Here is a 19,349-nt window from a genome sequence, read left to right as displayed (position 1 = left end):
GAGGGCTACGGCGCCTCCGCCGTGGAGCCCCGGACCACCAGCTCCGGCTGGAAGACGTACTCCGTGCGCTGGACCGGGGTGCCCGAGACCGCCTCCAGGAGGGCCCCCACCGCCGCCGTCGCCATCGCGCGCACCGGCTGGCGGACCGTCGTCAGCGGCGGGTCCGTGAACGCGATCAGCGGGGAGTCGTCGAAGCCGACCACCGACACGTCCTGCGGCACCCGCAGCCCGCGCTCGCGCGCCGCGCGGATGACGCCGAGCGCCATCGGGTCGCTGCCGCACACGATGCCCGTGCAGCCGCGGTCCAGCAGGGCCATGCCCGCCGCGTGGCCGCCCTCCACCGTGAACAGGGTGCGCTGGATCAGGCCTTCCGCCTCCGCGTCCGGCACCGCGGCCAGGAACCCCTGTTCCTTGCGCGCCGACGGCACGTACCGCGTCGGGCCGATCGCCAGACCGATCCTCCGGTGGCCCAGGTCCTCCAGGTGCCGCACGGCCATGTCGGCCGCCGCCCGGTCGTCCGGGGAGACGAAGGGCGCGCTGATCTGCTCGTTGAAGCCGTTGATCAGCACGAAGGGGACCCCGCGCGCGGCGAGCCGCTGGTAGCGGCTCGGGTCCGCGTGGGAGTCCGCGTGCAGGCCCGACAGGAAGACCATCCCCGTGACCCCGCGCTCCTCCAGCTGTTCCACCAGCTCGTCCTCGGTGGCCCCGCCCGGGGTCTGCGTGCACAGCACCGGCGTGTAGCCGTGCCCGGCCAGCGCCTGCTCTATGACCTGCGCGAAGGCCGGGAAGATCGGGTTGGTGAGCTCCGGGATCAGCAGCCCGACCAGGCCGTTGCTGCGCCGCTTGAGCCGTACGGGCCGCTCGTAGCCGAGCAGGTCGAGCGCGGCCAGCACCTTGTGCCGGGTGCCGGCCGCGACGCCCGCCTTCCCGTTGAGCACGCGGCTGACGGTCGCCTCGCTGACCTGGGCCTGCGCGGCGATGTCCGTCAGCCGGAGGGGGGAGGTCACCCCGACGTCACCTGCCACCACACCGTGGTGTCGGCCGGCAGCACGCCGTCCTCGACCGCCTCGCCGCTGGACAGCAGGGCCTCGCCGGCGACGGGGAACCGTACCGCCGTGCCGGTGGTGTTGGCGGTGCACAGGAACTCCCCGCGGCGGAAGACCAGGACGCCGGCGGGGGCCTCCTGCCAGTCCACCGACTCGCCCGCGCCGAGGTCCGGGCGCTCGCGGCGCAGCCGCAGGGCGGTCCGGTACAGCTCCAGGGTGGAGGACGGGTCGCCGCTCTGCGCCTCCACGCTCAGCTCCGCCCAGGAGTCCGGTTGCGGGAGCCAGCTGCCGCCGGTGCCGAAACCGTACGGGGCCTTCGTACCCGACCACGGGATGGGGACCCGGCAGCCGTCGCGGAAGCCGTCCTGTCCCGCCGCGCGGAAGAACGACGGGTCCTGGCGGACCTCGTCCGGCAGGTCGGTGACGTCGGGCAGGCCGAGCTCCTCGCCCTGGTAGACGTACGCCGAACCGGGCAGCGCCAGCATCAGCAGGCTCGCCGCGCGGGCCCGCCGCAGACCGAGCTCGCGGTCGCCGGGCTCGCGCAGCTGGGTGCCGAGGCCGGCGGGGTTGGCGAAGCGGGTGGCGTGCCGGGTGACGTCGTGGTTGGACAGCACCCAGGTGGTGGGGGCGCCGACGGGGCGCATCGCGGCCAGCGAGCCGTCGATGACCTCGCGGAGCGCCGTCGCCTCCCAGTCGCTGGTCAGGTACTGGAAGTTGAACGCCTGCTGCATCTCGTCGGGTCGGACGTAGCGGGCCGTGCGTTCGACGGTCGGGGTCCATGCCTCGGCGACCAGGACGCGGTCGCCCTCGTACTCGTCGAGGATCCGGCGCCAGGAGCGGTATATCTCGTGGACGCCGTCCTGGTCGAAGAAGGGCATGACGTCGTTGCCGAGCAGCTTGAGCTGGTCCCTGGCACCGAGGTCGGGCAGGCCGGGCGCCTTGACCAGGCCGTGGGCCACGTCGACGCGGAAACCGTCGGCGCCGAGGTCGAGCCAGAACCGCAGGATCGAGCGGAACTCGTCCTGGACGGCCGGGTGCTCCCAGTTGAAGTCGGGCTGCTCGGGCGCGAAGAGGTGCAGGTACCACTCTCCCCCGGCCTCCGGCTGGGAGGTGCCCCCCTCGCCTGCCGGCGCCGCGACCCGGGTCCAGGCGGGCCCGCCGAAGATCGACTCCCAGTCGTTGGGCGGCAGTTCGCCGTTCTCGCCCTTGCCGGGACGGAAGTGGAAGCGCTCCCGCAGCCGGGACCCGGAACCTTCGCGCAGCGCCTGCTTGAACCATTCGTGCTGGTCGGAGCAGTGGTTCGGGACGAGGTCCACGATGATGCGCAGGCCCAGTTCGTGGGCCTCGCGGATCACGGCGTCGGCGTCGTGCAGGGTGCCGAACATCGGGTCGATGGCCCGGTAGTCGGCGACGTCGTAGCCGGCGTCGGCCTGCGGGGAGGCGTAGAAGGGGCTGAGCCAGACGGCGTCGACGCCCAGCTCCTTGAGGTAGGGCAGGCGGCTGCGGATGCCTTCGAGGTCCCCCATGCCGTCCCCGTTGGAGTCGGCGAAGCTGCGCGGATAGACCTGGTAGATCACCGCGTCTCTCCACCAGCCGGGCAGGGTGCCGGTGGAGGTGGGAAGTGCGTCGGCGAGGTGCTGGGTCATGTCGTCCTTGGAGAGGTCGGGCCGGTGATGCGGGAGCAGGCGGGTGGTCAGCCCTTGGTGGCGCCTGCGGTCATCCCGGCGACGAGGTGGCGCTGGGCGAAAACGAAGAAGATCGCCGCGGGGATGGCGATGAGGACCGAGGCGGCGCTCATCGCACCCCAGTTGGAGGTGTACTGGGTGACGAAGGTCTGCAGGCCGCCGGCCAGGGTGAGGTTCTCCTCGCCGACCATGAAGGCGGAGGCGTACGCGACCTCGCCCCAGGCGGTGATGAAGGCGTAGAAGCCGGTCACGGCGAGGCCGGGCTTGGCCAGCGGCAGGATCAGCCGCCAGAAGGTGCCGAAGGGGTTGAGTCCGTCGACCCGGCCGGATTCGTCGATCTCCACCGGGATGGTGTCGAAGAAGCCCTTCATCATCCAGGCGCAGAACGGCACGGCGATGGTGAGGTAGGTGATGATCAGGCCGACCGGCTGGTTGAGCAGGCCGAGGTCGCCCATCAGGTTGTAGAGCGGCACGATGAGGATGGCCATGGGGAACATCTGCGTGATGAGCAGGGTCCACATGAGCGGCTTCATGCCGGGGAACTTGAAGCGGCTGACCGCGTACCCGGTGGTGGCGGCGATGAACACACCGAGGACGGTGGTGACGCCGGCGACCAGGACGGAGTTCCCGAACCAGCTGAGGAAGTGGCTCGACTCCAGCAGGTACGTGTAGTTGCCGAAGGACGGTTCCTTGATGAAATCCGTGGTGACCGCGTGCTCGGCGGGCTTGAGCGAGGTCAGCAGGATCCACAGCACCGGGAACACGGCGATGACGGACGCGCCGAGCAGGGTGAGGTGCAGGCCCGCGGAAGCGAGCGGGGAGCGGCTGCCCCGGGTACGCGTGTTGGTCATGGTCACCACACCTCTCCCTGCTTGCGCAGCGAGCGCCGGTAGACCAGCGCGAAGATCATGAGCAGGGCGAGGATCAGGACGCCCCAGGTCGCGGAGCCGGCGAAGTCGCGCGGGCTCGACACGAACGCCTCGCGGAAGGCCTGGGTCACCAGGATCTCGGTGGAGTCGCCCGGTCCGCCGCGGGTGAGCAGGAAGATCACCGGGAACATGTTGAAGGTCCAGATGGTGGAGAGCAGGATCACCGTCATGCTCACCGCTCGCAGGCCGGGCAGCGTGATGTGCCGGAACCGCTGCCAGGCGCTCGCGCCGTCCATCTCGGCGGCCTCGTAGAGCTCACCGGGGATGGACTGCAGTCCGCCGAGCAGGGCGACCATCATGAAGGGGACGCCGAGCCAGACGTTGACGGCGACGACCGAGAACTTGGCCCAGGTCGGGTCGTCGAGCCACGGGACCGCGGCGATGCCGCCGCCGTCGAGGATCTTGTTGAGGATGCCGTTGTCGCGGTTGAACAGGAACCGCCACGCGAAGACCGAGACGAAGCCGGGGACGGCCCAGGGCAGGATCAGCGCCATCCGGTAGGCGGCGCGGCCCTTGAAGTCCCGGTTGAGCATGTTGGCCAGGACCAGGCCGAGCGTGAAGGTGATCGACACGCACGCGACGGTCCACACCACCGTCCACACCAGCCGCTGGAGGAACACCGGGTCGCTGAGCACGTCCGCGTAGTTGGCGAGTCCGACGAACTCGTACGTGGCCTCGATGTGGCGGGCGCCGATGGTGCGCGAGACGTTGCGCTCGTTGGCGTCGGTCAGCGACAGGTAGATGCCGCGGACCAGCGGCCAGCCGATGATCACGCCGAGGACGAGCACCACCGGGGCGATCATCGTCCAGGCGTACCAGTGGGTGGCGAGGGCGCGCCTCAGCCCACCCTTGGACCCACCGGGTGCCTTGCTGTCAGTCCTGCGGCTCAGGCCGCGGGCGGCGGCGTCGTTCTCGACGTCGTCGCCCGCGGCCTTCGCCACCGACTGGCTGGTGTGAGCAGCCATGGTTTCGTTACTTCCAGCCCTTGAGGATCTTGCGGAACTCGACGCCGGCCGTCTTGGCCGCGTCCTCCGGGCTCGACGCCCCGGTGATCGCCTTGGTGTATTCGACCTTCAGCGGCTCGAAGAGGGAGCCGTTCTCCGGGATCCAGGCGCGCTCGACGGCCTTGTCCACGGCCGGCTTGAAGAACTGGACCATCTCGCTGCCCTTGACGTCCGGCTGCTCGTAGGCGGCGGTACGCGTCGGCAGCAGGCTCAGGTCCTTGGCGGACTGCACCTGCACCTCCTGCGAGGTCATGTACTCGACGAAGGCGTGTGCGGCGGCGCGGTTCTTGGAACCGGCGTAGACGCCGAGGTCGTGGCCGCCCTGCGGGGCGCCGGCCTTGACCGAGCCGGCCGGGACGGCGGCGACGCCGAGGTTGGCCTTGTCCTTGAACTGGTCACCGGCGTAGGTGTCGGCGACGGCCCACGGACCGTTGATCATCATGGCGGCCTCGCCGGTCTTGAAGGCCGTCTGCATGTTGGTGTAGCCGTCCGTGGCGTTGGTGATCGCCGCGCCGGAGGTGACCAGGTCACGAGCGGTCTTGAAGGCCTTGACGCCCGCCGCGTTGTCGACGGTGACCGTCTTGTTCTTCGCGTCGACGAGGTCGCCGCCCTCGCCGTAGATCAGCGGGAGGAACCAGTAGGAGTCGTCGCCGCGCAGGTAGAGGCCGGCCTTGCCGGACTTCGACTTGATGGCGGCGGCGGTGGTCTTCAGCTCCTCCAGCGTCTTGGGGGGCTGGACGCCGGCGTCGGCGAGCATCTTCTTGTTGTAGAAGAGGCCGAGGGTGTCGATGACCTGCGGCACGGCGTAGGTCTTGCCCTCGAACTTCCCGCTGGCCGCGGCCTGCGGGAGGAACTCGGCGTCGATCTTCTTCGCCGTCTCGGCCGGGACCTCGTCGAGGTAGCCGAGCGAGGCGAAGTCCGCGACCCAGCCGACGTCGGCGCGGATCACGTCAGGCGCGTCGGAGCCGCTGCTGAAGGCGTTCTTGACCTTGTTCTGCGCGTCGCCGTACGGGACGTTGACGTACTTGACGGTCACCTTCGGGTGCTTCGCGGTGAACGCCTCGGCGATCTTCTGGAAGCTGGCCTTCTCGGCGTCGTTCGAGGTGTCCCACCACGTGACCGTGCCGGAAAGCTCACCGCCGGCCTTGATCTCGCCGTCGTCCTTGGTGTCCCCACCGCAAGCCGTCGCCGCGAGCGCCAGGGTCGCGACCAGCGCGGTGGCCGCTATGCCACGCCGCATATGAACTCCTTCGATGATCCCGGCCGCGCCCTCGCGGTCCCGAGTTGCCAGGAACGTAACAAGACTGAAAGAGGACCGAAAGACCTTGCGCAAACTTTCTGCAAGCGGAGGGGATCGTTACATCCGTGTGTCCGTACGGTTGCCGCAGCTTGCTGTTAGTTCGAGTCACCTTCGACTGCCCGGGCCCGCAACCAGGGGGCGTGTACCCGCGTTGACCCGATATGACCCACGAGTCGACGGCCGTCCAGCTTGCAAGCTCTTCCAGCAACGCGACCGCGAGCGGTGGCTGGTGGCGCGATGCAGTCATCTATCAGGTGTACGTGCGCTCCTTCGCCGACAGCGACGGCGACGGGGTCGGCGACCTGCGGGGGGTCCGCTCGCGCCTCCCCCACCTCGCCCGTCTCGGGGTCGACGCCGTCTGGCTCACCCCCTTCTACGTCTCCCCGCAGGCGGACGGCGGCTACGACGTCGCCGACTACCGAGCCGTCGATCCCCTCTTCGGGGACCTCTCCGACGCCGACGAGCTCGTCCGCGCGGCGCACGCGCTGGGGCTGCGGGTCATCGTGGACGTGGTGCCGAACCACACCTCCGCGCAGCACCCGTGGTTCCGTGCCGCCCTCGCCGGGGACCCGGAGGCCCGGGCGCGCTACCTCTTCCGCCCGGGGCGGGGGGCCGACGGCGCGGAGCCCCCGAACGACTGGGAGTCGGTCTTCGGCGGCCCGGCGTGGACGCGGGTCGCGGACGGTGCGTGGTACCTGCACCTCTTCGCCCCCGAGCAGCCGGACCTGGACTGGGACCACCCGGAGGTCGCCGCGGAATTCGCGTCCGTCCTGCGGTTCTGGCTCGACCTGGGCGTCGACGGCTTCCGCGTCGACGTGGCCCACGGCATGGTCAAGGCTCCGGGCCTGCCGGACATCGGCCGCGGCGCGCAGGCCACCCTGATCGGGACCGAGCCGCTCCCCTTCTTCGACCAGGACGGGGTCCACGAGATCCACCGCGGGTGGCGCCGGCTCCTGGACTCCTACGAGGGCGACCGCATCGGCGTCGCCGAGGCGTGGGCCCCGACCTCCGCGCGCCTCGCCCTGTACGTCCGCCCGGACGAGCTGCACCAGGCCTTCAACTTCCGGTTCCTCAACTGCCCGTGGGACCCCGCCGCGATGCGGACCGTCATCGACGAGTCCCTGGCCGCCACCACGTCGGTCGGCGCCCCGACCACGTGGGTGCTGTCCAACCACGACGTCGTACGCCATGTGACGCGCTACGGGGGCGGCGCCCGCGGCCTCGCCCGCGCCCGGGCCGCCGCCCTCCTGATGCTGGCCCTCCCCGGCTCGGCGTACCTCTACCAGGGCGAGGAACTGGGCCTCCCCGAGGTCCTGGACCTCCCGGACGCATCCCGCCGCGACCCGGCCTTCCGCCGCGGGCACCGTCAGCAGATCCCCGGGGCCGCCCCCGAAGACCGCGCCTCTTCTCCCACGCGGACCGAGGCAGGTCCCGGACTGCGCGCCGAGCCGCAGACCGGCCCGCAGGCTCGGGCGGGTGCCGGGCCGCAGGCCAGGCCCGGGGGCGATCCGCAGACCGGGCCGGAGGCCGACGGGCAGGAGGGGTTGCGCGATGGGTGTCGGGTGCCGATTCCGTGGTGCGGGACGGAGCCGCCGTACGGCTTCGGGCCGACCGGGAGCTGGCTCCCGCAGCCGGCCGGCTGGGGCGGCCTGACCGTCGCCGCCCAGACCGGAGACCCGCACTCCACCTTGGAGCTCTACCGCGCCGCGCTGGAGCTGCGCCGGGCGATGCCCGGCCTCGGCGCCCCGGAGGCGGGGACCGGTCCCGGCGCCGAAGCCCCGTACCGCTCCGGGATGTGCTGGCTGCCCGCACCCGAGGGGGTGCTCCTCTTCACCCGCCCCGGGTTCGCCTGCACCCTCAACAGCCGCCCCGACCCCGTCGAACTCCCCGCGCCCGGACGTCCCGTACTTTCCAGCGCCCCCGTGGAGACGGACGGCCGCACGGTCCGCCTTCCGCCGGATTCGTGCACGTGGTGGGCAATTTGAGTGTCCGCCCGGTACAGTCCAATCCCGTGACCGCACGGCTAGCCGACATCGCAGCCCAGGCGGGGGTCAGCGAAGCCACAGTCAGCCGCGTGCTCAACGGCAAGCCCGGCGTGGCCGCCGGCACCCGTGAATCCGTACTGGCCGCCCTCGACGTACTCGGCTACGAACGCCCCGTACGGCTGCGCCAGCGCAGCGCGGGGCTCGTCGGTCTGATAACCCCCGAACTGGACAACCCCATCTTCCCGGCGCTCGCCCAGGTCATCGGCCAGGCCCTGACCCGGCAGGGGTACACGCCGGTGCTGGCCACGCAGACGCCCGGCGGGTCCACCGAGGACGAGCTGACCGAGATGCTGGTCGACCGCGGGGTCTCCGGGATCATCTTCGTCTCCGGCCTGCACGCCGACACGACGGCCGATATGGGCCGCTATGACCAACTCCGCGGACAGGGTGTCCCCTACGTCCTCATCAACGGGTTCTCCGACAAGGTGCAGGCCCCCTTCGTCTCCCCCGACGACCGCGCCGCGATGCAGCTCGCCGTCACCCACCTCACCGCGCTCGGCCACACCCGGATCGGCCTCGCGGTCGGACCGAAGCGCTTCGTGCCCGTCCTCCGCAAGATCGAGGGCTTCCGGCTCGGGATGAAGGAGCGGCTCGGACTCGACGAGGCCGAGGTGGAGGAGCTGATCCAGCACTCCCTCTACACCCTGGAGGGCGGCCAGGCCGCCGCGGCCGCGCTGATCTCGCGGGGCTGCACGGCGGTGGTGTGCGCGAGCGACATGATGGCGCTCGGCGCGATCCGGGCCGCCCGTCAGCAAGGGCTGCGGGTGCCGCAGGACGTGTCGGTGGTCGGCTTCGACGACTCCCCGCTCATAGCGTTCACGGACCCGCCGCTGACGACCATCCGCCAGCCCGTGCAGGCGATGGGGCAGGCCGCGGTGCGGACCCTGCTGGAGGAGATCGGCGGTACGCCGGCCCCGCACAGCGAGTTCGTGTTCCTGCCCGAACTGGTGGTGCGCGGTTCCACGGCCTCCGGCCCGGGGCAGCGCCGCGCGGCGTCTCGTACCTGAGGCGGACCGGCTGCGCCGAAGACCGTCCCGAGGGATGATCGGAGGCGGGAACGCATCTGGCAGACTCTCTCCCCATGGGTGAATCGAGCGTGAAGACACTGGAAACTCCCCCAGCTACCGCTGAGGGCACCCCCAGGACGGACGTCTCCTCACCCACCGTGGTCGAGACGGAGACCCGCCCGGGTTCCGACCGCACCCTGGTCTCCCGGCTGCGCGCCCCCCGCCGGCCTCGGATCTGGTTCGAGGTCCTGCTCATCGCGGTCAGCTACTGGACGTACTCGCTGATCCGCAACGCGGTCCCCGAACAGAAGACGGTCGCCCTCGCGAACGCCGACTGGATCTGGGGGGTCGAGCAGAACCTCGGCATCGCCATCGAGCAGTCGGTCAACCACGCCGTCAACTCCGTGACGTGGCTGATCGTGGGCATGAACTACTACTACGCCACGCTCCACTTCGTCGTGACCATCGGCGTGCTGGTGTGGATCTACCGTTTCCATCCGGGGCGGTACGCCGCCACGCGCCTGGTCCTCTTCGCCACCACCGGTGTGGCCCTGGTCGGCTACTACTTCTATCCGCTCGCGCCGCCCCGGCTGATGAACGGGCAGAACTTCGTCGACACCGTGCTGGTCCACCACACGTGGGGCTCCATGGCCTCCGGGAACCTCAAGCAGATGTCGAACCAGTACGCTGCGATGCCGTCCATGCACATAGGGTGGTCGCTCTGGTGCGGGCTGACGATCTTCGCGGTCGCCTCGGCGCCGTGGGCCCGCATCCTGGGTCTGCTCTACCCGACGGCGACCCTCGTCGTCATCGTGGCGACCGCCAACCACTTCTGGCTCGACGCCGTGGGCGGCATGCTCTGCCTCGCCTTCGGCTACACCGTCTCGCGGTCCTGGTACGGATCGATGCCCCACCGGCTCCCGCGCCACCCGCAGTCCGCGGGTCCGCACCCCGCGGCGGAGCTGCTCAACCGCTTCCGGACCCGCGCCTGACGGCTGGGCCTACGGGCCTACGGTCTACGGGTCTACGGGTCTACGGGTCGATCCGGGCCAGGGCCTCGGCGAGGGTGCGCACATAGAGTTCGTCGGCCAGGATCCGCTGGCCCGCGAAGGGATGGCCGAGGCGTTTCTCGGCGGCCAGGATTCCGCGGAGCAGCGGCGCGGCCACGGCGGCCGGGACCCCGATCTCCCCGAGGCGGAGCACGGCCTCCTGCACCGGCAGCGCCGGCCGGCCGTCCCAGTCCGGGTCCACGGCCGCCAGCAGCACCGGTACGACGGGCTCCGGATCGCCGGTGATCCGCCAGTACGCGTGCGCGGCGGCGACCCGGGTCCACCCGCCGGGCGACTCCATCAGGCCGCGCACCGTGTCCGCGTGCGCGGCGGCCAGCGGGCCGAGATCGGCGAGGAAGGGCAGTCCGTGGCTGCCACTGCCCGATGTCACGGCCGCACCGCACACGTCGAGGGCGAGGGCCGGGTCCCCGGTGACCTTCCAGTGCGCCCAGGCGGCCCGTCGTGGGTGGTTGCGGCTGGTGCGGGGATCACGTCCGGTCGCGTACGCGGTCAGCCGGTCCGCCGTGCCGGCCGCGGCGGGCCCGATCCTGCCGAGGACGCGCAGGGCGTCGTAGGCGTAGGGCGTCTCCAGGATCCGGACCACCTCGGGCACGGCGGGCGCGGCGGCCGGACCCCAGAGAGCGAGCAGTTCGAGCATGAAGGTGCTCGCGTGGTAGTCCGCCGGGACCCGCCCGAGCATCGTGCGCGCCACGGGGAGCAGCTCCGCTGCGGGCAGTGCGGCCAGGGTGTGCGCGTGCACGCGGCCGAAGGGAAGCGCGTGCGCCTTCATCTGGCGCAGGGCGGGCAGTGCCCGGACGTCGCCCATCCCCGCGAGGGCGAAGGCGTGCACCTGGACGGTGTGGCCGGAGGTGGGGACGAAGAACCGGAGCAGTTCGGCGAGGGACCCGGCGATCCGGTCGGCCTGTCCGGCGACGGCGTGGCCGGCCTGGACGAGCGCCGCACTGGCGTCCCAGCTGGGCGATCCCTCGCAGACCGCTTCGACGACGGTCTCCCAGCACGACGGATCCGGCCGCCGGTACCGGAGCACGGCCTCGGCGGCGGAATCGAGGCGATTCACGAGGCGAGGTCGTACGGGTCGGCGGGCAGCGGGCCGTGCGAGGACTCCACGTGGCCCCCGGTCGGCGAACATCCGGCGCACGGGCCCTGCTTCGGGTCCGTCGGCATCCTCAGGCGGGGGTCCGCGTCGTGCAGGCACGCCGCCTCGGCACAGGCGTCGGCGGCGAGCGCCGCGGTCAGGCGCTGATGCCGGGCGCTCACCTGCGCCGCCACCCGCTGCGCCCACTCGCTGTACATGTCGTCCACGGAACCCACTCGCCGTCTCTCGTGGAGGAGGGCGAACGGGCCGCGCCCGCGGCGGGGTCGACCCCGCCGCCCCTCCCCCGGCCACGTCGCGTCGAGACTATCGGGCGACGCCGCAGCGCCGGGTCGGCGGCCCGGTCCACGAACGACTCGGCGACCGCGGCCTCGAATAGGCGAGCGCGCTTCCCGTGAGACCGGTCAAGGCCGGGACATCGGCAAGCGCCTGGGCGATCTTTTCCGGCTCCGGCAATTCCCGCGAATGGGGCCGGGGGAAATGGGCACGCTCTCCGTGCGCTCATCGCTGCGCCCTTTCACCGCGCTTCTTCACCGCGCCTCGCTTCGCCGCCTCGCTTCACCGCACGTCTTCACGGCGCCCCTGACGCCGTGATCCGGCGGGCGGTTGCGTGACATGCGTCACGGTGGGAACCTCGGCGCCGGGCACCCTCCCGGGCGTGCCACGCCCTCGACATTTCCACATTTGTCCGTTTTGGATTCGACATTCCCCTCTCCGGCAGGAACGGAATCCGCGCTACCGCCCGACTCCTCGTCGACTTCCCTGGTCACGGCCTTTCCTGAGAACACGTCACATGGTTGTGCCGGTGACCTGATCGTGACCATGCACGATCATCGGCCCGTTTCAAGCCGGGTGTCGAATGCCCCGCGTGAACGCGAAGCGGAAACTTGCCAGGCCATTGGCCGACTTCTCAGAATGGCGGCTATTCCGGCGTCCCGCAGTTCCGGCGCCGGAAGCTTCGCGATCACCGAATGAGGTCACGCATGCAGAAGCATCGGAAGAAGAAGCCGTACCGGAAAATAGTCATCGCCGTCGGCGCCCTGGGAATCATGGGTGTCCCCACGGCCGCCATGGCCTGCTTCGACACGGACGACAGCGGCCGCACCCGCGCGGCGAGCCACCAGGGCCAGCGCCCGTGGCACTACACGCCCGCGGCCGCACCCAGCACCCTGGCCCCCGTGGACGTCCCGACGGCTCCGAGCAGCCCCCCGGCCGCCGCGCCGAGCACGCCCGCGGCGCCCGCGCAGCCTGCCGTGCAGACCTCACCGCCCGCGCGGCCCCAGCCGCAGCCGGCGAAGCCGGCCGCCACCAAGAAGCCGCAGGCGCCCGAGCCCCCGAAGACCTCGGCCCCGGCGGCCCCGCCGGCCTCCGGCTCCGCCGCCGCGGTCCTCGCCCTCGTCAACCAGGAGCGCGCCGCCGCCGGGTGCCCGAACCTCACCCTCAACGCGAAGCTCACGAAGGCCGCGCAGGACCACAGCGCGGACATGGCCGCCCACGGCAACATGTCCCACACCGGTTCCGACGGCTCCGACCCGGGTGCCCGTATCACCCGCGCCGGGTACACGTGGAGTTCGTACGGCGAGAACGTCGCCTACGGCTACAGCACCCCCGAGAAGGTCATGGAGGGCTGGATGAACAGCCCCGGCCACCGGGCGAACATCCTGAATTGCTCGTTCAAGGAGATCGGCATCGGCCTGGCTCAGCCGAACCACTACTGGACCCAGGACTTCGGCACGGCGCGCTGACGCCACTGCCGGGGACCCGGGAGGCTCGGCCCCCGAGGCTCAGCCCCCGTAGAACAGTTCCTCGACCACCGCCCGGGCACGGCGGGTGATGCGACGGTAGTCGTCCAGCATCTCCCCGACCGTGCCTTCGGCGTATCCGAGGTAGCGGCCGACCGCCCCGAGTTCGCGGGCCTCCGACGGGAAGGTGTCCCCGGCGCGGCCGCGGACCAGCATCACGGCGTTGCGGACGCGGGTGGCCAGCACCCAGGCCTCGTCGAGGATCTGCGCCTCGTCGGTGGGGATCAGTCCGGCCGCGTGGGCGGCGGCGAGGGCCTGGCGGGTACGGGTGGTGCGCAGGCCCGGTTCGGTCCAGGCGTGCCGCATCTGGATCAGCTGGACGGTCCACTCGACGTCGCTGAGGCCGCCACGGCCGAGTTTGGTGTGCAGGGTGGAGTCGGCGCCGCGCGGCATCCGCTCCGACTCCATGCGGGCCTTGAGCCGGCGGATCTCGCGTACGGCGTCCTCGCCGAGGCCTTCCATCGGGTAGCGCAGCGGGTCGATGAGCTCGATGAAGCGACGGCCGAGGTCGGCGTCGCCCGCGACGGGTTCGGCCCGCAGCAGGGCCTGGCTCTCCCAGGTCAGGGACCAGCGCCGGTAGTAGGCGGCGTAGGAGGAGAGCGTGCGCACCAGCGGGCCGGAGCGGCCTTCGGGGCGCAGGTCGGCGTCGATGAGCAGCGGCGGGTCGGCGGTGGGCAGCTGGAGCAGCCGGCGCATCTCGGCGATGACGGTCTGGGCGGCCTTCGCGGCCTCCTGCTCGTCGACGCCCTCGCGGGGTTCGTGGACGAAGAGGACGTCGGCGTCGGAGCCGTAGCCGAGCTCGTGCCCGCCGAAGCGGCCGACGCCGATCACCGCGAACCGGGTGGGCAGGGTGTCGCCGTAGTGGTTCTGGACGGCGGCGCGCAGGGCTCCGCCGACGGTGACGGCGGTGAGGTCGGAGACGGCGCCGCCGACCCGGTCGACGAGGGCGCCGTGGTCCTCCTCGGCCGGGTTGTCCTCCGTACCGTAGGAGCCGATGATGTCGGCCGCGGTCGTACGGAAGAGCTCGCGGCGGCGCACGCCGCGGGCGGCGGCGACGCCGGCCTCGGCGGTGCCCGCGCGGCCGACGGCGGCCATGACCTCCTGTTCGAGGGCCTCGTGGGTACGGGGCTGCAGGCCTTCGGGGTCGCCGAGCAGGGCCACGGCCTCGGGGGCGCGCATCAGCAGGTCGGGGGCGAGGCGGCCGGCGGACAGGACGCGGGCGAGGTTCTCGGCGGCGGCGCCCTCGTCGCGGAGCAGCCGCAGGTACCAGGGGGTCTTGCCGAGGGCGTCGGAGACCTTGCGGAAACCCAGCAGGCCGGCGTCCGGATCGGCGGAGTCGGCGAACCAGCCGAGCAGCACCGGCAGCAGGGTGCGCTGGATGGCGGCCTTGCGGGTGACGCCGGAGGCGAGCGCTTCGAGGTGGCGCAGGGCGGCGGCCGGGTCGGCGTACCCGAGGGCTTCGAGGCGCTGGCCGGCGGCGCGCGGGGAGAGGCGGGTCTCGCCGGGGGTGAGCTGGGCGACGGCGTCGAGCAGCGGCCGGTAGAAGAGCTTCTCGTGCAGGCGGCGGACGACGGAGGCGTGCCGGCGCCAGGCCTTGTTGAGTTCGGCGACGGGCTCGGTGCGCAGGCCCATGGAGCGGCCCAGGCGCCGCAGGTCGCTCTCGTCCTCGGGGACGAGGTGGGTGCGGCGCAGCCGGTAGAGCTGGATGCGGTGCTCCATGGCGCGCAGGAAGCGGTACGCGTCGTGCAGCTGGGCGGCGTCGGCGCGGCCGACGTAGCCGCCGGCGGCGAGGGCGTGGAGGGCGTCGAGGGTGGTGCCGGAGTGCAGGGTGGCGTCGCTGCGGCCGTGCACGAGCTGGAGCAGCTGGACGGCGAACTCGACGTCGCGCAGGCCGCCGGGGCCGAGTTTGAGCTCGCGGTCGACCTGGGCGGCGGGGATGTTGTCGACGACGCGGCGGCGCATCTTCTGCACGTCGGGCACGAAGTTCTCGCGCTCGGCGGCCTGCCAGACCAGGGGCGTTATGGCGTCGATGTACTGCCGGCCGAGGTCGCGGTCGCCTGCCACGGCGCGGGCCTTGAGGAGGGCCTGGAACTCCCAGGTCTTGGCCCAGCGCTGGTAGTAGGCGAGGTGGGAGGCGAGGGTGCGGACCAGCGGGCCGTTGCGGCCCTCGGGGCGAAGGTTGGCGTCGACGGGCCAGATGGTGCCCTCGACGGTGGTCTCGGAACAGATCCGCATGAGGTGGGAGGCCAGGCGGGTGGCGGCCTGGATGCCCTTGCCCTCGTCCGTGCCGTTGGCCGCCTCCCCGACGAAGATCACGTCGACGTCGGAGACGTAGTTGAGCTCGTTGCCGCCGCACTTGCCCATCGCGATGACGGCGAGGCGGCACCGCGCCGCGTCCTCGGGGGCGGCGGCGGAGGCGATCCGCAGGGCCGCGCGGAGGGTGGCGGTGGCGAGGTCGGCGAGCTCGGCGGCGGTCTCGGCGACGTCGATGGTGCCGCAGACGTCGCGTGCGGCGATGGACAGCAGGCAGCGGCGGTAGGCGACGCGCAGGGCGACGGGATCGTGGGCGTCCGCGAGCCCGCGCTCGAACTCGGGGAGTCCGGGGTGCAGGTCGGCGGCCTCGTAGGTGACGAGGGTGAGCCAGTCGCGGGGATGGCGGGCGAGGTGGTCGCCGAGGGCCTCGGAGGCGCCGAGCACGCCGAGGAGGCGGTCGCGCAGCGGTTTGGCGCTGACGAGGGTGTCGAGGAACCCGGGCAGCTCGTCGGGCGGCTGCGCCTCGGCGAGGCGGACGAGCCCGAGGAGGGCGAGGTCGGGGTCGGCGGTCGCCCCGAGGGCGTCGAGCAGCACCGGATCGGCGCGTACGGCCGCCAGCGCGTCGGCGTCGAGCAGCCGGGCGGCGGTGGAGGGGTCGGTGAAACCGCTGCGGAGCAGCCGGATGAAGGTGCTGCTCCTGCGTCCCGGGACCGTCATCCCGCCGCCTCCTGCGGTTGTCGCTGCCACTGCCCTGGCGTGCCTGTGGTGAGCGTAGCCGGAGCAGGCGTTCGACTCACCGGCAGTACCATGACGGGGATTATCGGATTATCCGAATACTTAGTGCGTGATGGGGCCCGCTCCCCGCCGACCGGCCACGAGGAGCCCCATGTCCGACGGACACCCCGGCGACGCCGGAGCCTGGGTCCACCCGCCGGCGGCCTGGCCGCCGCCCGAGGGTCTCGACGGCTCTTACGGCCCCGATGCGGCCGCGGTCGACCCGGCCCGTCACCAGACCTACCAGGCCGAGCACCTCCAGCCCTATCCGACTCACCAATCTCACCAAAACCAACAGCCCTACCCGTTGCACCAGGCCGGTGCGTCCTACGGCCCGTACGAGGCCGAGCAGGGCGGGGCGGCCTACCCGCCGCACCAGGGCCACCAGGCCGAGTGGACCCACGCGCCGCACGAGGCCCAGTGGACCCAGCAGGCCCAGCAGACCCAACAGCCTTACGTGGCCCAGCCATTGCACGGGGCCCCGTCGCCCTACGGGACCCAGCCGACCTACGGGACCCAGCCGGCCCAGCACGCCCACCGGGCCGGTGAGGCCTACGCGCCGCAGCAGGCCGGTGAGGCGCAGCACGCGTACCCGCCCCACCAGGCCGGAGAAGCCTGGGCGCAGGGGGCTCAGCAGACCCAACAGACCCCACAGGCCCACCCGTCCCACCAGGCGGAGCCGGCACAGCACACCTACCAGCCCCACTGGCCTCACCAGGCCGAGCAGGGCTACCCGCCGCACGCGCCCGAGCAGGCCCAGCAGGCGTACCCTCCCCACCAGGGCGGGGAAGCCTGGGCCCACGGGCCGCAGCAGACCCAACACACTCCACAGCCCCATCCGTTCCAGCCGCTCCACGAGGCCGAGCCGGCCGAGCACGCCTACCTGCCCCATCAGGCCGGGGAGGCCCGGGCGTACGGGCCTGAGCGGACCCACCCGTCTCTCCAGGCCGAGCCGGCTCAGCACGCCCACCCCTCTCCCCGGACCGGGCAAGTCCCGTCCGACCAGCGCCCACAGGGCGACGTACCCGAGGCGGACGGACCGGCCGGCGGACGGAAGGCCGCGCGGCTGGCCCGTGAGGCCGAAGGTACCGGTGGCGGCCGCCGCGGCCGCGCCGACGCCCCCGCCGCGCCGCGAACCGCACGCGGGCGCCGCCGCACCGGCGGCAAGGCCGGCTCCGGCAACGGCGACGGCGACGGCCCCGAGCCGCACCCGAACCCGCGCCACCGCCGGGCCCGCCTCGTCAAGGCCGTCGCCTTCTGCGCCGCCACCGCCGCCTGCAGCATGCTCGTGCTCCGCGGCAACGAGGCCCTCGAAGGCCTCGCCTCCCCCGCCGACCCCGACAGCGCGGTCACCGCCCCCGCGGCCGTCGCCGACGCGCCGGACCCCGGCCGGGTGCTCCAGATCATCGCGCACCCCGACGACGACCTGTACTTCATGAATCCGGACCTCCGTTACTCCATAACCGCCGGCCACCCCGTGACCTCGGTCTACCTCACCTCCGGCGAGGCGGACGGCATCAACGCGGTGGCCGGCAAGGAGGCCGGCGCCGCCCCCGACAAGTCCGCGTACGCCGAGGCCCGCCAGAACGGCATCCGCGCCGCCTACGCCAAGATGGCCACCGGCGACCGCAGCAGCGCCTGGAAGCGCGGCGTCGTACCGACCAAGGGCGGCGGCCACGCCGAGGTCGACGTCCTCGTCGCCAAGCCCCAGGTCAACCTGGTCTGGCTACAGCTGCGCGAGGCCGGCAACGTCTACGCCGACGTTCCCGAGAGCCTGCACGGCCTGTGGGACGGCAAGGTCGCCCGGCTGGATTCGATGCTCGCCTCCGGCTCCCCGGTCAAGCAGAGGTTCTCGTACTCGAAGGACCAGGTCGTCCAGACCCTCGTCGGCGTGCTGGAGCAGTACAAGCCGACGACCGTACGCTCCCAGGACCCGACCCCCGGCCGGTTCCCGGACACCAAGCGGTACACCGACCACCAGGACCACTTCTACGGCGCCCGCTTCGTGCAACTGGCCACCGCCGCCTACGCGAAGGACGTCAAGGACCGCCCGCACTTCGCGGTGCAGAACTACCTCGGCTACTTCAACGGCTCCCTCCCCAGCGCGCTGGACCCGGACGAGGCCAAGGAGAAGCTGGACATCCTGGACACCTACGCCTGGCTCGACCGGCAGAACCACTGCGGCAGCGACGCCGGCTGCGGCGACCTCAAGATCTCCGACCATCCGGGCGGCAACCGGTGGTCGGACTCCATCAACTACGCCCGCGGCAACAGCACCACCTGGCTGACCTCCGACAAGGAGCACGGGCTGTGGGCCTTCAAGGTGCTCGACGGCCAGGTCGCCGTCTGGCACCGGCCCGGTCTGGTCGGCCGCTGGAAGGGGCCGGACCTGCTGCCCGGCACCGGCATGGACCCGGGCGTGAGCACCGTCACCCTCAAGGACGGCCGGATAGCCGTCTTCGGGACCCGTACCTCCTTCGGCGCGAAGCCCACCGACTACAAGCGCGAGGTCGTCTACACCGCCCAGGAGCGGGCGGGGGCGGAGCGGTTCGGGGAGTGGCAGTCGCTCGGCACCCCCGAGGTCGCGGACGAGAACTGGACCTCCGACATCAGCTCCCCGGCCGTCTCGGTCGACGGCACCGGGCAGCCGGCGGCGTACGTCCGCGACGGTTCGTACACCCTGCGCGGCCGGGTGCAGCAGGCGGACGGCAGTTGGGGGCCCTGGGAGAAGTACGGCGGCGCCGATCTGCACGGCAGCCCGGCCACCGCGACCGACGGCGCCGGGCGGCGGATGGTGTTCTCCGCGACCTCCAGGACGGTGGTCGGCTGGGTGCAGCCGAAGCCGGGCGCCCCGCTGGGTCCGGTCACGCCGACGGGGCTGCCGGACACCACGCTTCCGCTGACCGCGGAGGGCCGGGAGGGCGGGGTGCGGCTGTGGTTCCGCAAGCCCGGGTCGGGCAACGTGCGTACGGCCCTGATGACGGGTGAGGGCGGGCTGAAGCTGAACAACATGACCGACCTCGGCGGGCTCCAGGGCTTCGGCTCGGTGACGGCGAGCGGTCACGTGCTGGCGGGCCGTTCGGCGGGCGGGCAGCTGGGCTCGGAGGTCGGCCCGGGCCGGCCGTGGGAGCGGTCCCCGCTGATGTTCGTCGGTGCGCCGTCCTCCGTGATGCTCGGGAAGAGCATGGTCAGCCTGGCGGTGGTGGGGCTCGACGCGCGGCTGTACGTGACGTCTTCGGCCGACGCGCCGGACGCGTACCTCGCGCCGTGGCAGCCGGTGGGCCCGCGCAACTCGGCCCCGTAGAAAGGGGACCAGAGGCGGACGAAGCGCCTCCACATTC

At 72.2% G+C, this 19,349-nt stretch carries 13 protein-coding genes; 5 read left to right on the top strand and 8 right to left on the bottom strand.

Going from position 1 to position 19,349, the window contains the following annotated elements; all coding sequences use genetic code 11:
* Nucleotides 1-5: 5 nt before the first annotated feature.
* The 5 genes from ACZ4VT_RS21415 to ACZ4VT_RS21395 are packed head-to-tail and all read right to left on the bottom strand — an operon-like array spanning nucleotide 6 to nucleotide 5,904.
* The gene (locus ACZ4VT_RS21415; RefSeq protein WP_362807009.1) at nucleotides 6-1,007 is read right to left on the bottom strand and encodes a LacI family DNA-binding transcriptional regulator; all 1,002 of its coding nucleotides are present in this window, start codon (nucleotides 1,005-1,007) and stop codon (nucleotides 6-8) included.
* Nucleotides 1,004-2,692, bottom strand: a complete 1,689-nt coding sequence (locus ACZ4VT_RS21410) for a glycoside hydrolase family 13 protein (protein WP_467951723.1) — start codon at nucleotides 2,690-2,692, stop codon at nucleotides 1,004-1,006. Before ACZ4VT_RS21410 ends, ACZ4VT_RS21415 begins: the two co-directional genes overlap by 4 nt.
* A 47-nt stretch (nucleotides 2,693-2,739) precedes the next feature.
* Nucleotides 2,740-3,582 carry a sugar ABC transporter permease gene (locus ACZ4VT_RS21405; protein ID WP_362807015.1) on the bottom strand — a complete coding sequence of 281 codons (843 nt, stop codon included), beginning with the start codon at nucleotides 3,580-3,582 and terminating at the stop codon, nucleotides 2,740-2,742.
* 2 nt (nucleotides 3,583-3,584) lie between these two features.
* Entirely contained in the window at nucleotides 3,585-4,625 is a 1,041-nt protein-coding gene (locus tag ACZ4VT_RS21400; RefSeq protein WP_467951720.1) for a carbohydrate ABC transporter permease, read from the bottom strand.
* 7 nt (nucleotides 4,626-4,632) lie between these two features.
* Nucleotides 4,633-5,904 (bottom strand): extracellular solute-binding protein, encoded by a 1,272-nt coding sequence (locus tag ACZ4VT_RS21395; protein WP_467951718.1) that lies wholly within the window; start codon nucleotides 5,902-5,904, stop codon nucleotides 4,633-4,635.
* 221 nt (nucleotides 5,905-6,125) lie between these two features.
* Here ACZ4VT_RS21395 and ACZ4VT_RS21390 point away from each other — a divergent pair, with 221 nt between their 5' ends.
* The 3 genes from ACZ4VT_RS21390 (at nucleotide 6,126) to ACZ4VT_RS21380 (ending at nucleotide 10,008) form a co-directional block, all read left to right on the top strand.
* Entirely contained in the window at nucleotides 6,126-7,949 is a 1,824-nt protein-coding gene (locus tag ACZ4VT_RS21390) for a glycoside hydrolase family 13 protein (RefSeq protein ID WP_467951716.1), read from the top strand.
* A 26-nt stretch (nucleotides 7,950-7,975) separates the two neighbouring features.
* Nucleotides 7,976-9,016 carry a LacI family DNA-binding transcriptional regulator gene (locus ACZ4VT_RS21385; RefSeq protein WP_030717335.1) on the top strand — a complete coding sequence of 347 codons (1,041 nt, stop codon included), beginning with the start codon at nucleotides 7,976-7,978 and terminating at the stop codon, nucleotides 9,014-9,016.
* 74 nt (nucleotides 9,017-9,090) lie between these two features.
* Nucleotides 9,091-10,008 (top strand): phosphatase PAP2 family protein, encoded by a 918-nt coding sequence (locus ACZ4VT_RS21380; RefSeq protein ID WP_467951715.1) that lies wholly within the window; start codon nucleotides 9,091-9,093, stop codon nucleotides 10,006-10,008.
* Between the two features lie 40 nt (nucleotides 10,009-10,048).
* Here the strand turns inward: ACZ4VT_RS21380 and ACZ4VT_RS21375 are convergent, their stop codons facing one another.
* Together ACZ4VT_RS21375 and ACZ4VT_RS21370 are read right to left on the bottom strand one after the other, a co-directional pair.
* A complete protein-coding gene (locus ACZ4VT_RS21375; protein ID WP_467951713.1) occupies nucleotides 10,049-11,143 on the bottom strand; it encodes a hypothetical protein in 1,095 nt (364 codons plus the stop codon).
* Nucleotides 11,140-11,379: a hypothetical protein gene (locus ACZ4VT_RS21370; protein ID WP_467951711.1), complete on the bottom strand. Its 240-nt coding sequence runs from the start codon at nucleotides 11,377-11,379 to the stop codon at nucleotides 11,140-11,142. The genes ACZ4VT_RS21375 and ACZ4VT_RS21370 overlap by 4 nt, the downstream gene beginning before the upstream one ends.
* A gap of 783 nt (nucleotides 11,380-12,162) precedes the next feature.
* On the opposite strand from ACZ4VT_RS21370, the gene ACZ4VT_RS21365 reads away from it, so the two are divergent.
* Nucleotides 12,163-12,924, top strand: coding sequence for a CAP domain-containing protein (locus ACZ4VT_RS21365; protein ID WP_467951709.1), 762 nt, complete (start codon nucleotides 12,163-12,165; stop codon nucleotides 12,922-12,924).
* A gap of 39 nt (nucleotides 12,925-12,963) precedes the next feature.
* Here the strand turns inward: ACZ4VT_RS21365 and ACZ4VT_RS21360 are convergent, their stop codons facing one another.
* Complete coding sequence (locus tag ACZ4VT_RS21360) at nucleotides 12,964-15,951, bottom strand: bifunctional [glutamine synthetase] adenylyltransferase/[glutamine synthetase]-adenylyl-L-tyrosine phosphorylase (RefSeq protein ID WP_467951708.1); 2,988 nt, start codon at nucleotides 15,949-15,951, stop codon at nucleotides 12,964-12,966.
* Nucleotides 15,952-16,120: 169 nt separating this feature from the next.
* Between ACZ4VT_RS21360 and ACZ4VT_RS21355 the strand changes: the two genes are divergently transcribed.
* Entirely contained in the window at nucleotides 16,121-19,312 is a 3,192-nt protein-coding gene (locus ACZ4VT_RS21355; protein ID WP_467951706.1) for a PIG-L family deacetylase, read from the top strand.
* Nucleotides 19,313-19,349 lie beyond the last annotated feature (37 nt).

The organism is Streptomyces sp. NPDC029164, from assembly GCF_055563995.1.
Note: the sequence above shows the minus strand (reverse complement) of the source record. Positions and strands in the feature narration are given on the sequence as shown.

Excerpts from the sequence above, each read along its gene's own strand:
- ACZ4VT_RS21410 (WP_467951723.1), bottom strand. The coding sequence starts at position 2,692 with ATGACCCAGCACCTCGCCGACGCACTTCCCACCTCCACCGGCACCCTG.
- ACZ4VT_RS21405 (WP_362807015.1), bottom strand. The coding sequence starts at position 3,582 with ATGACCAACACGCGTACCCGGGGCAGCCGCTCCCCGCTCGCTTCCGCG.
- ACZ4VT_RS21400 (WP_467951720.1), bottom strand. The coding sequence starts at position 4,625 with ATGGCTGCTCACACCAGCCAGTCGGTGGCGAAGGCCGCGGGCGACGAC.
- ACZ4VT_RS21395 (WP_467951718.1), bottom strand. The coding sequence starts at position 5,904 with ATGCGGCGTGGCATAGCGGCCACCGCGCTGGTCGCGACCCTGGCGCTC.
- ACZ4VT_RS21390 (WP_467951716.1), top strand. The coding sequence starts at position 6,126 with ATGACCCACGAGTCGACGGCCGTCCAGCTTGCAAGCTCTTCCAGCAAC.
- ACZ4VT_RS21380 (WP_467951715.1), top strand. The coding sequence starts at position 9,091 with ATGGGTGAATCGAGCGTGAAGACACTGGAAACTCCCCCAGCTACCGCT.
- ACZ4VT_RS21370 (WP_467951711.1), bottom strand. The coding sequence starts at position 11,379 with ATGTACAGCGAGTGGGCGCAGCGGGTGGCGGCGCAGGTGAGCGCCCGG.
- ACZ4VT_RS21365 (WP_467951709.1), top strand. The coding sequence starts at position 12,163 with ATGCAGAAGCATCGGAAGAAGAAGCCGTACCGGAAAATAGTCATCGCC.
- ACZ4VT_RS21360 (WP_467951708.1), bottom strand. The coding sequence starts at position 15,951 with ATGACGGTCCCGGGACGCAGGAGCAGCACCTTCATCCGGCTGCTCCGC.
- ACZ4VT_RS21355 (WP_467951706.1), top strand. The coding sequence starts at position 16,121 with ATGTCCGACGGACACCCCGGCGACGCCGGAGCCTGGGTCCACCCGCCG.